8 protein-coding genes are annotated in these 11542 nt (G+C 52.0%); 2 read left to right on the top strand and 6 right to left on the bottom strand.

The features are described from left to right. On the top strand, positions 1 to 187 hold a 187-nt coding region (locus B157_RS0105620), incomplete at its 5' end, for a transposase (protein ID WP_020601803.1). Between the two features lie 119 nt (positions 188 to 306). Here B157_RS0105620 and B157_RS0105615 read toward each other — a convergent pair. Beyond that, positions 307 to 2082, bottom strand: a complete 1776-nt coding sequence (locus tag B157_RS0105615) for a tetratricopeptide repeat-containing sensor histidine kinase (protein ID WP_020602391.1) — start codon at positions 2080 to 2082, stop codon at positions 307 to 309. Positions 2083 to 2112: 30 nt separating this feature from the next. Next, positions 2113 to 2760, bottom strand: coding sequence for a response regulator (locus B157_RS0105610; RefSeq protein ID WP_020602390.1), 648 nt, complete (start codon positions 2758 to 2760; stop codon positions 2113 to 2115). Between the two features lie 413 nt (positions 2761 to 3173). On the opposite strand from B157_RS0105610, the gene B157_RS0105605 reads away from it, so the two are divergent. Then, the gene (locus B157_RS0105605; RefSeq protein WP_026308515.1) at positions 3174 to 4232 is read left to right on the top strand and encodes an OmpA family protein; all 1059 of its coding nucleotides are present in this window, start codon (positions 3174 to 3176) and stop codon (positions 4230 to 4232) included. 54 nt (positions 4233 to 4286) lie between these two features. Here B157_RS0105605 and B157_RS38055 read toward each other — a convergent pair whose 3' ends face one another. The 4 genes from B157_RS38055 to B157_RS0105590 form a co-directional block, all read right to left on the bottom strand. Further along, positions 4287 to 4481 carry a hypothetical protein gene (locus tag B157_RS38055; protein WP_245565031.1) on the bottom strand — a complete coding sequence of 65 codons (195 nt, stop codon included), beginning with the start codon at positions 4479 to 4481 and terminating at the stop codon, positions 4287 to 4289. A 322-nt stretch (positions 4482 to 4803) separates the two neighbouring features. Continuing rightward, positions 4804 to 8739: a fibronectin type III domain-containing protein gene (locus B157_RS36710; RefSeq protein WP_020602388.1), complete on the bottom strand. Its 3936-nt coding sequence runs from the start codon at positions 8737 to 8739 to the stop codon at positions 4804 to 4806. A gap of 14 nt (positions 8740 to 8753) precedes the next feature. Continuing rightward, positions 8754 to 8975, bottom strand: coding sequence for a hypothetical protein (locus B157_RS0105595; protein WP_020602387.1), 222 nt, complete (start codon positions 8973 to 8975; stop codon positions 8754 to 8756). A gap of 148 nt (positions 8976 to 9123) precedes the next feature. Then, positions 9124 to 11478, bottom strand: a complete 2355-nt coding sequence (locus B157_RS0105590; protein ID WP_020602386.1) for a T9SS type A sorting domain-containing protein — start codon at positions 11476 to 11478, stop codon at positions 9124 to 9126. Positions 11479 to 11542 lie beyond the last annotated feature (64 nt).

Below are 11542 nucleotides of genomic sequence, written 5' to 3'. Positions count from 1 at the left end.
AGGCCGCAGTGCGAAGTTGCTTTTGCAAGAGTTTCCTGAATTGAAGCGTCGGTATTGGGGCGGTCATTTCTGGGGTGTTGGTTACGGTGCTTGGAGCGTGGGTAGTATTACTGACGAGTTGCTACAAGCGTACTTGGATCATCACAAGGAGCATCCCAATGGGGATGAGAATTTTATTCTGGAGTAGCCCACTTAAAGTGGTATACTTTCAGTCGGTTTCAACCGAACCAGACGAATTCCATTCGTTCTTAAACCTATGGACTTCCAGTCCATAGTCGTTTAGTGACTGATAATCAGCTATGTAAATCAGGCTTTATCGGGTGGTTTCAATAGTTTCTGCATGGGCAGCGAGATCATCACCGAGGTGCCTTTGTGGGCTTCACTCTGCCAGATGACTTGCCCACCCAGGAAAGCAATACGCGATTTGATGTTGGTAATGCCGTTGCCCGTCGATGGGTTGGCGTCGAAATCAGCTCCCTGACCATCGTCATCGACACTAATCAGGGTTGTTTCGCTACTCGCCATTAGTTGCACCGTAACCGTCCGGGCGTTTGCATGTTTGAGGGCATTATTGAGCAACTCCTGCACCACCCGGTAAATCATGACCGAAGCCTCGTTGCCGAGGGGAGGTACTTCGCCGTAATGCTCCAGAATCAGGGTCGTTTGATTGACCAGATTTAATTTTTGCACCAGGTCTTCCAGGGCCGGAATAAGCCCGAATGTAGAGAGGGCGTAGGGGCGCAGGTTATTGGAAATAAGCCGGGTTTCGGTACAGGCTTCGTCCAGGAACTGGTTCAGTGGGCCTTTTACATCGGGTGGAAATTGCTCCTGATGCGCTTCCACGAAGAGTTTGATTCGGGATAACTGAATACCCAGGCCATCGTGCAGGTCGCGGGCAATACGGCTCCGCTCACCTTCCTGCCCTTCAATCATGGCCCGCAGAGACTTGAGTTCCAGTTGCCGAATCTGCTGCTGTGCGATAACCGTTTCCTGATGAGCGATCAGTTTTTGCTGCCGACGCAGGAATATGAGCGCCAGTACGCCCAGTACACTGATTAACAGGCCAACGGCCAGCATGGAATTGAGTACCTGCTGCGTGTGGCTTTGTTCTTCGACCAGCCTTTTCTCCACGGCCAGCGCCTTTATCTGGCTATCCAGTTCCTGTAACCGAATACTTTTCGTTTGCTCGGAGGTATTAAACTGATTCGCGTAATCAAGCGTTTTGAGTGAGGCTTCGTAGGCATTTTTATAATCACCCAGTCGCGAATAACTATCAGCGGTGTGCCGGGAAAGCTCCCGGAGCATAGCCAGATCATTTTCCGACTTCGCCAGTTCGAAACTCTTCTGGTACGCATCGATTGCGGCTGAAGACTGATTTCTAAACTGGTTGACAAGGCCCAGGTAAAAGTAATTCTGGGCAATTAGCCAGTTGATTTTCAACCGTTGTGCGATTCGTAAACTCCGGTTGGCAAAATAGGCGGCAGAGTCTGGCTTTTTGACTCGTGAGTATGTGTTGGCCAGCAAGTTCAGCGCGTAGGCCTGCGAGTAATCCTGGTTGTAGTGCGCACTCAGCCGCTCCGTTTCGCGAAGTTGCGTAAACAGATTCTTCGGCATTGGCACTTTCTGCTGGACAATATTGGCAAACCCCAGCCTGCATTCAATAACTTTGGGCATGTTGTGGGTTCGTTCAAAGAATTGCTGTGCTTTTTTCAGGTACTTCTCGGCGTAGCCCTGCATGAAAAAATCGTGCGTGTAGTAATCGCCAATCACGATATGCTCATTGTAGTACCCCAGCGAATCGCCCAGTAAGCTATAGTATTTCAACCCATTGAAATAAGCCTCAATCGTGTGTTTGTTGTACCCATATTGCTGATGATACAGCCAGCCCAGATGATCATACGCCCTGGCAGCCTGCCCAAATTCTTTATGCTGGATCAACTGCCTGATCTGCCTTTTTACACTATCAACCGGAGCCGATCCTGACGCGCTTACAGCAGGCTGGAAACCACCACATACGGCCAGCAACAGGAAGGCTGCAACCCAGTTTGGGGGGAGTCGTTTAGCGGTAAGAGATAGCTTCATTCGGGCAAAAGAAGATTATGGATACTTCTATTAATCAATGTATTGCATTTCCATGGCGGTCTTGATCAGTAACGCCGTATTATGCACACCAAACTTCATGAGCAGGCTGCTGCGGTGAAACTCGACCGCTTTATCGCTGACAAACAACTGGTTGGCCATCTGGTGGGTCGTCAATCCCTGCGCCATCAGCGTCAGTACTTCCGATTCGCGGGGTGTCAGGTTTGGTTTCAGCCCGGCCCCGGCTATCGATTTCCTGAACCGGGGTTCATCGTTCAGTAATACGTGCGTAATGGTTTCATTGAAGTACTGCTTTCCTTCCGCTACCGTCCGGATGGCCTGCAACAACTCCATCTTGGTTGTATTCTTCAGCAGGTATCCCTGTGCTCCTTTCTTTACCATCCGCTTAATCAGGCTGGCGTCGTCGTGCATGGTCAGGGCAATGATTTTTGTTTGTGGGTACAGGCGGGTGATCTGCTCACAAAGGCCAAGCCCGTCATCGATCAGGGGAAAGGAAACATCCAGAAGCACCACATCAATGGCTACCTGCTTCAACGTTTCGATAACCGAAGACGCGGAATAACAGCGTTGGACCACCTCAATTTCCGATGAGCCGGATATCAGGGATTCAATGCCCTCTACAAATACGTTATGATCATCCGCAATGAGCAAGCGTGTCATGTATTTCACTAATTAGTGGTAAAACGAGTGATTAATAAATGGATGTATTCGAATGCCGGCCTGTAAAAAGGAAGCGGAATTGGCGTAGTCAATTCACTACGTTAGTAGAATAACATCATCCGTTCATCCTCTGGTTTCTTTTGTGCGAAATAGAACTTTATTTGGCAAAATTAGGACTAAAGGATAGTGTGATGGAATAGTGAAAACCCGACTTTGTGAAAATTAGGGGAAACCCTAGACTCTTCGAAAGAACAGTAACCAGTCATTTAACGGAAAGGAGGACTGAGTATGCCGTTCTGTAGTTAGCCAACCCCGTACACTAATTTATTGGCTTATGATTTGGCGGGATCCTGGCCCTTTGTTTGATCGAAAGCCTAAAGTTCGTAACTTCTCTATGGCTAAAGTGGGGTTATATGAGAACGGTAGGGACAATCGGTTGGCTACTCATGCTGCTGGGTAGCCAGGTAGCAGCGCAAACGGGAAAACCGACAAACGGTTTGACCGGCGAGTACTTTAACGGGCCAAACTTTGAGCGTAAAGTGTTGACCCGAATCGACCCGGCAGTCGATTTCGACTGGAACGGACAGTATCCCGGCCCTGGTGTGCAGCGGGAATACTTCTCGGTACGGTGGACAGGCAAACTATATGCGCCCAGGTCGGGGAGGTACCGATTCAGTGCGCTGGCCGATGATGGCGTACGGGTGTGGGTGAACGGTAAAAAAGTAATTGACGAGTGGCGAAAACAGGACGACAGTAACTTCGCGGGTGATATTGCCCTTGTCGGCGGGCGGTCGTATGACCTGCGTATCGAGTATTTTAATGACTGGAAAGGAAGTGTTATCTCGGTATTTTGGGAGATGCTCATTAACAACCGGCCCTCCTACAAAAGTCCACTGCCGCGGCAGGTGATTGCCGGTAAGTACCTAACGCCAAAATCGGGCAGCCGGACGTCATTGGTACGTACACCGTCGGCTACGGTAAAAGCCAAACTGGCTGGTACATCGGTGGTGAAGAAAGAGCTGGTCAGCAAACCGGCGACTCCTCAAAAATCTATTTCGGTAGCATCCATTAGTTCCAATCGGACTGCGGCTTCATCCCGTTTGCCTGCGTCGCCGTTCGCCAATCTCAAAGCGGGTAACGCATTTGTGCTTCGGCACGTCCTTTTTGCCCAGGGTGATTATAAACTATTGTCGGAATCCTACGCCGAACTGGATGAACTTGTGCAGGCATTACGGGCTAATCCCGCTCTGAGGATAGAGGTGGCGGGCCACACCGACAACGTGGGCGATAAGCGGTTGAACCTGGCTTTGTCGGAGAATCGGGCGAAAGTGGTGGCCAGTTACTTAATCCGACACGGCGTTGCCGAAAATCGGATCACCGCCAAAGGGTACGGTGGTACAAAGCCCATCGCCAATAATGCCGACGAAGCACAGCGACCCCTGAACCGGCGCGTGGAACTGGTAGTCCGGTAAGAAAGGGTTGGGTAACTAATTTCACCTGCTGGTGCTGGGTGGAAGTGCTCACGTTTAAGAGGAACAAACCACTGCCCTCACCCGCTCGCTCAATCCCGCCTGCGGAATGCTTTGCTGATGGAGTACTTTACCCTGCAGGTCCACCAGATTCAACTGTAGGAACTGACGCTCTGCCCCTCTGATGTCGACCTCCGCCGTCTGGTTGAGGATGGGGTTGCCCAGTACCCGCACCTGTAGGCCGGTACCCAACTCGGGCAGGGCAGCTGCACGGGCCCGGCCACAGGCGGCTTTCAGGTTCCAGACGTAGGTATAGGGTTTCCTTTTTGATAAGCTAAACTACCCCGTCTGATTAAATAGACTGGGCATTTTTGGGTACGTTTTTTAGGGACCGCATCGGCGGCCCGGTTTTTTTGATAGTACATTGCTCTATAGCAAGAATCAACGTTTACCTACAAATTCCGTTTCTTAGCGTATAAATCCCGGTGCGCCGGAGCGGCCCATTTGCAACGAGAATCCCTCTCCGTGCCGTAACGACCGAACGATCTATTTTTTATCTTGCTTATTTGCCTAATCACTGGCCAAACTGAAGGGTGCTGCCCTGACTGAATACGACCTGCTGCCCCATGTCATACATGACCCGCATTACGTGAGCCTGATAACTGGCCGGAATGGTTACTGCGTGTTTTATCTGTACCGGGTCTGAAGCAAGCGGAACCCGGTTGCATGACCAGACGGTTGGGTCATTCCACAGTCCCGCCTTTAGCGTGTACATGCTGCTGCAGGGGTTAACCGTGCGGAATGAAACCGAATTGGTAAAGACAGAGCCCGAAGTCGCCGAACATAGGGTCTTGATCTGCCACTCATAGGGAGAATCAACAGCCAGGCCCATCAGGTTAAAGTAGCCAAAACCATTGTCGCTGCTGAGGTTCGACAGGGTTATCCAGTCGGTAGCGCCAACCAGGCGGTAGCGGGCCTCGAAACGGGTATCCACATCCGCATAGCCAATATTCCAGTTCAGGCGGGCAGCCGTAGTGGTTAAATTAGTGGTAAACGCATAATAGGGGGGCGGGCAGGGGGTCGTAGTAAAATTGGCCACATTCGAAAAATCTGAATCGCTGCTGCCACAATGGGTTTTTACCTGCCATTCATACGCTGTATTGTCTGTCAGGCCCGTTGCCAGAACAGTAGTGCTGGTCGGGTTACTGATCGTTATCCAATCGGTTGCGCCAACGAGCCGATACCGTACTTCATAGTTTACATTAATACCCGGTTGTGTCCAGGATAAGTTAGCGGTAGTGGGATGGGCTATCGTATACAAATTGGTAGGAGTAGGACAGCCGGTAACAAAATCAGGCCCAAAAACGTATGCCGAATTTTCAGTGGGTGAGCAAAGCGTTCTGAGCTGCCACTGGTATCGTTTATTGGCCTCCAGGCCAGGTAGGTCATAATCGCCCTTTCCGGTGTCAGTTGATAAGTTGGTTGCGTGTGTCCAGTTGCTCACGTCCGAGGATTTGTACATAATCTCGAAACGTGTATTGACGTCAGCCACGTCGATAGACCAGTTCACCCGGGCGTAGTTGGTGTTAACGGTAGCGAACAGATAGTACGGCATATTACAGGAACGTGTCTGAAAGTACGAACCAGAGAAGCCAGAATAGGAGTTGTCGCTGCAATGGGATTGAACCTGCCATTCATAGCTGGTATTACCGGTTAAGCCGCTTAGTACGGCACTGGTGCTGCTCAGATTGGTGATCGTTATCCAGTCAGTTGCGCCACTTTGACGGTAACGTACATCATAGGTAGCACCCGATTCGGTTGGAGTCCAGTATACCACTGCAGACGCAACGCGAGTGTCTACTGTTTGTGGTGAAGGGCTCTGACAACGGGTGCTGAAATTCGGTCCCGACGTGTAGGTTGAACTTTCGGTAGGTGAGCAGACCAGCCTGAGCTGCCATTCAAACGGCGTATTATTGGGGAGGCCCGCCAGATGAGCGCTGCCCCCGTAACTCGTCGTAGCGGTCAGGCTGGTAAGATTGGTCCATTCCGGTGCCCCAACGGGCCGGTAACGCAGATCGAAGGTTGTACCCGCATCGAACGATAAAGACCAGTTGAGATCGACCGACGACGAAAGAATCGAACCTACGTAAAGGCTGTAGGGTTCAGGAGCGTAGCAGCCGGTTGTAAAGGTGTTTGTAGTGGTAAAGTCCGAAAACGCATTCGCCGAGCAGGCCGTTCGAACGCGGCACTCATAGGTCGTGTTGGTGGCCAATCCGGTAATCTGACGAGAGCCGTAGGCACCGCTGGTTAGATTACCCGTGACAACGGTCCAGTCGGTTGTTCCCACCACCCGATACTGGATTTCGTAGGTACTGCCAAATTCGGGGAACCCGGCATAACCGAAAGACAGAAGAGCCGATGTGGCGGTCGATCTACTACTTAAGCTATAAGGTGCCAGGCAGAAGGTTGTGAAGGTGATGGATGAACTGAAATCGGACTGTTCGGTGGCCGAACACACACTTTTAACCTGCCATTCATAGGTCGTATTGTTGGTCAGACCCGTTAAATTATAAGAATTGCCAGTCAGGCTGCTGACCGTTGTCCAGGTGGGTGTGCCAACGGGTCGATACCGAAGGTCAAATCTAACAGTTGGATCGCTATAACCATAAGGTATGTACCAGTTGACCAATGCCGAACCCGACCTGACGGTTCCCGTGTACAGAGAGGTCGGCACCAAACACGCATACGTAGTAAATGATTGTGGGCTGGTAAAGGCTGAAGCCGCTGAAGCCGAACAGACACCCTGCACCCGCCATTCGTAGGTAGTGGCCGACGTTAGGCCGGTAAGCGTATAGTAGGAGTTGTTATTGATGCTAATGCTGGTCCAGTCGGCTGAGCCAGCGGTTCGCCACTGGAGTGTATAGCCTGGAAAGTAATTGGCACCACCCCAACTCAGGGAAGCAGTTGTACGAGCGGGGTTGCTACTGGTATACGTAGGGCTTGCCTGGGGGCAGATCGTAGTAAAGGTAACAGGTCCTGAGTAGGTGTCAGAACCCGTTACTTTCACCTGCCACTCATAGGTGGTATTGCCATTCAGGTATGTTAAGTCCGTTGTTGGCTGAGCTATGTTGAAGGCAGAGTTCCAGTAGGGGCTACCCAAAATTCGCCATTGCAGATCATACGTTATGTAGTCTCCAAGACTGTTCCAGCTCAGTTTGGCACTTGAGGAGGTGACGCTGGTTGTTGTAAGTCCGGTTACGACTAAGACTGGTTGACTGAAAAACACGTCCGCAACAGGGCTAAGGCTGCCCGTTGTGGTGTTGGAAGGCCGAATCCGGTAATAATACTGGGTGTTGACTGTTACCTTGGTATCGGTAAAACTAACGCCATCCGGCGCTACCCCGCCAATGGGTACGAAGCCGGTTGTGGGTGAGGTGGACCGCTCAACGAAATAGCCCGTCTCATTAGTGGCATTGTCCTGCCAGGTGAGCCTTACGGAATAGCCAATTGGACCGGCCGTAAAATTGGTGGGGGCGCTGACGTTTGTTGGGGGGGCATCCAGTGTGTAGGCCGTGTGGCTTTGCCGAAGGGCCAATGCGGCTTGCATTCGGTCGTGTTGGCCAGGGGTGAAATCGTGTGTACAGGGGAAATAGTACGACATGATGTTAGTTACAAAAGGGGCATAGGCATCCCCATTCGCATCACGTGCCGTACTGTTAGGATCATACTCTATGCAACCATTGGGATATATAAAGGAGGTGCCAGCCATGGTGGCGGGGTCAGCGGGCGTATCGCAAATCAGATCGCCATCGGTAGTACAGTTGGCACCATTGCCCCGTGTTACCAACTCGGTAGTTGTCTGCGTTCCGTTATTGTTTCCAAAGGTGTGAATCAGGTTGAAGCTATGGCCCAGTTCATGCGGCACCAGGCGGTTTCCCATATCCTCAATATTGTTTTCGTTGAGAATAAACGAGCGGGTAGAATAAATGGCATCGTACGGATAATAGGCATATCCTCCCAGTCCCGGGTTTGAAAACTGGTTGACGTAGTACTGATTCATCGCATTACGGGCATCGTAGGTATCTACAGACTGGTTACTGTACGAATTGAACATGTCATCATTGTCGATGTAATCAGGTGTCGCCCCGGCAAAGTAAAACTGGATACCCATCCCGTTGAGTAGATAGTAACTGTTGGTCAGGGCCATTACCTGGTTCATACTCACCAGGCTGTATCCGCCTGTCCCATCGCTCCGGCGAATGATGTGGGGCCGAATCGGTACATACGTAATCGGTGGTAACGATTCTCCGGAGGTTATGGAGGCTTTTTTTCGTTTAAAAGCCAGTTCAGCAGCCTGCACCAGCGAGATGGCCTGTTCCCGGGTTAATTCTGGGGCGCCACAAATGAATGAAGTTGACCCCGGTAACGACTGAGCCTGGGCGGAATGGCTGGAACTGAGTCCCAGTAACCCACTAATGGCTAACAGAATTAGTAAAATCAGGTATCGCATACGCTAAAGAAAGATCAAATTGAAGAAGGTATAGCTAACCGATTAAATCCGGTCAGTTTAAAATCTCCCCCGTTCTGGGCAACGGATTTCAGCAGCACATAATACGGTTGCCCCAACCTGTCGCTGGCGATTTTAGACCACCCGCTGGCTACGTACGACCCCAGGCGAATGAGCGTACCATCGGCCTGCATTTTATACGGAACCGTCGGGCCGTTCTGGAAAGCCAGACCAGTCATGAAGAGCAAAAGGCAACGCTGTATCTAGCGTGATTGGTTGTAGATAATGTTCATAGTAGATATAGTTAAAGTGGGGGTAGTGCAGAATTTGGAATGTTTACAGTACGCCAGTCTTTCCGGTTGGCTTACTGTAAACATGATCGGTCCGCTAGGGCTTCACCAGTTTCACCTGCTGGTGCTGGGTAGAGGTGCTCACGTTGAGCAGAAATACCCCACTACGCTCACCCATCGGTACACTCACCCGTTCGGTGGATTCCGCCTGCTGGATGCGCTGCTGATGGAGCACCCGACCCTGCAGGTCGACCAGATTCAACTGTAGCACCTGATGCTCAGCCCCGCTGATGTCGACCTCCGCCGTCTGGTTGGGGATGGGGTTGCCCAGCAATCGTACCCGTAGCTGCGTACCCGGTTCGGGCAGAGCCGCTGTGCGGGCCCGTCCACAGGCGGCTTTCAGGTTCCACACGTAGGTAACGGTGACCCCACTCTGGCGAGCCGTCAGGGTAAAGGGCTGCACATCGTTGGCCGTGCGGGATCCCTGGTCGACAAACTGATTTGGGTTGGTGGTCCATCCGGTGATGCCCGGTGCCATGTACTCGATGGTAGTCCCGTTCCCTCCAGTGGTATTGAAGGTAAAGGCCCCGGTGGAGCAGTTGTAGGTAGGAGCAGTCAGGGTCAGTGCGCCACCCGTGGGCGGGTTGACCGGCGGTGGGGGTGGTGTCCCGTTACAGTAGGCTCTCAGGTCCCAGATGTAAGTAACGGTGACCCCATTCTGGCGGGCCGTCAGGGTGAAGGGCTGCACGTCAAGGGCGGTGCGGGAGCCTTCATCGACAAACTGGTTTGGGTTGGTGGTCCAGCCGGTGATGCCCGGTGCCATGTACTCGATGGTTGAGCCGTTGCCCCCACTGGTGTTGAAGGTGAAGGCCCCGGTGGAGCAGTTGTAAGTAGGGGTAGTCAGGGCAAAATCACCGCCCGTGGGCGGGTTGACCGGCGGTGGGGGTGGTGTACCGTTACAGTAGGCTCTCAGGTCCCAGATGTAGGTGACGGTGATCCCATTCTGGCGGGCCGTCAGGGTGAAGGGCTGCACATCGTTGGCGGTGCGGGAGCCTTCATCGACAAACTGGTTTGGGTTGGTGGTCCAGCCGGTAATGCCCGGTGCCATGTACTCGATGGTTGAGCCGTTGCCGCCGGTGGTATTGAAGGTGAAAGCCCCGGTGGAGCAGTTATAGGTAGGGGCCAGCAGGGTCAGCGTCCCTTCGATGGGTGGGGGCGGAGTTGTTGCTTCGGGCTGGAGTTTGACCAGTTGGTTATTGTCGGTCACGAACACCAGACTGCCATCACCGGCGGTGGCAATATTGATTAGCCTGCTTTCACCCGGCCCCTGGAATACCCGTTTGGCCACCACGTTTATTCCAGCCGGGTCAATCAGCAGGATTTGGGGGTCAGTCCGCCCTGGCAGCACGGAGTTACCAACAGCGTAGTATTTTTTGCCGTTACTGCCGGTGTAGGGGGTGATGTAAGCATTGGTGGCCTGCTGGATGTCGATGGCTTTCGCCCTGCCGGGTCGGACGTTGCCATTAAAATCAATCTCGACCAGCACGGTGGCATTGTTGTTGGGATAAGCGGTTCCGAGTCCTACCAGAGCATAGCCAGTGCCATCGGTTGAGGGAATGGCGTCGGTAATGGTGCTCAGGCTATTGATGTCACCTGGTCCCGGAGCGTTATTGAGTGCGGGGATGGCGACTAGCTTTTGCCAGAGTACATTGCCGTTGCCATCTAGTTTGGCCATCCAGCCTTTTTCTGGATTGTTGACACCGGCTGCATTAAAATAGCCCGCTATCAGATAACCGCCATCGGGCGTGTTGATGATGGTATTTCCTTTGGTTAGACCCAGGTTCGGGGTTGGCGGATTGGGGTTTGGGTAGTCGATTTGCTGGGCCCATAAAAGCTGTTTGCCCGCATTATATTTTCGGAGAACAGCATCGGAAGAGGAGCCATCGGAATGTGTAACGGAGTGTAGTATAATAAATCCACCATCGGGTGTGCCAATTAAATCGCGCGGAGAGTCACCGAAAATGTCCTGATCTCCCCAAAAAGTATTCTGTTGCCCATTATTCCCATTGGCGTTAATTCGAACGGGTACACTGGCTGATTGCCTGACACTGAGTGGTCCCGCAACGGTTAATCCACCATTGATAGCCGCACCCGCTGCTGTAATTTCGCGAATGTATTCATAATCGTGCCCCTGAAACTGTCCACCGATATAATTACCTCCCTTTAGCGGACCCACTGACCAAATTACATCGCCGGTCAGGGAATATTTTGTTACTCCACTAAATCCTGTTGTTGTGATGTTCCCATCTGCCATAATAACCAGCAAACGGCCACCCCGTGCCCACTGGGCGTCGGGTATAGATTGTGCCCCGGTAATTTGGCTGATAAGTAGACAGGCCCACAGCAGCAGTGAGCTGATCTCTTGTATTGGGTATACATAGTTCTTTTTCATAATTGTAAGGGATAAGGAGTGAAAAGAATTGGTTGAAAGGCTTTACGCAGTCGTGCGCAAAGCC

The organism is Spirosoma spitsbergense DSM 19989 (assembly GCF_000374085.1).
GTDB classification, from domain to species: Bacteria; Bacteroidota; Bacteroidia; order Cytophagales; family Spirosomataceae; genus Spirosoma; species Spirosoma spitsbergense.
The sequence above is the reverse complement of the archived record's forward strand: the minus strand, read 5'-3'. Positions and strand labels throughout refer to the sequence as shown.

Coding starts and splice junctions, on each gene's coding strand:
- B157_RS36710 (WP_020602388.1), bottom strand. CDS start 8,739: ATGCGATACCTGATTTTACTAATTCTGTTAGCCATTAGTGGGTTACTG.
- B157_RS0105615 (WP_020602391.1), bottom strand. CDS start 2,082: ATGAAGCTATCTCTTACCGCTAAACGACTCCCCCCAAACTGGGTTGCA.
- B157_RS0105590 (WP_020602386.1), bottom strand. CDS start 11,478: ATGAAAAAGAACTATGTATACCCAATACAAGAGATCAGCTCACTGCTG.
- B157_RS0105605 (WP_026308515.1), top strand. CDS start 3,174: ATGAGAACGGTAGGGACAATCGGTTGGCTACTCATGCTGCTGGGTAGC.
- B157_RS0105595 (WP_020602387.1), bottom strand. CDS start 8,975: ATGACTGGTCTGGCTTTCCAGAACGGCCCGACGGTTCCGTATAAAATG.
- B157_RS0105610 (WP_020602390.1), bottom strand. CDS start 2,760: ATGACACGCTTGCTCATTGCGGATGATCATAACGTATTTGTAGAGGGC.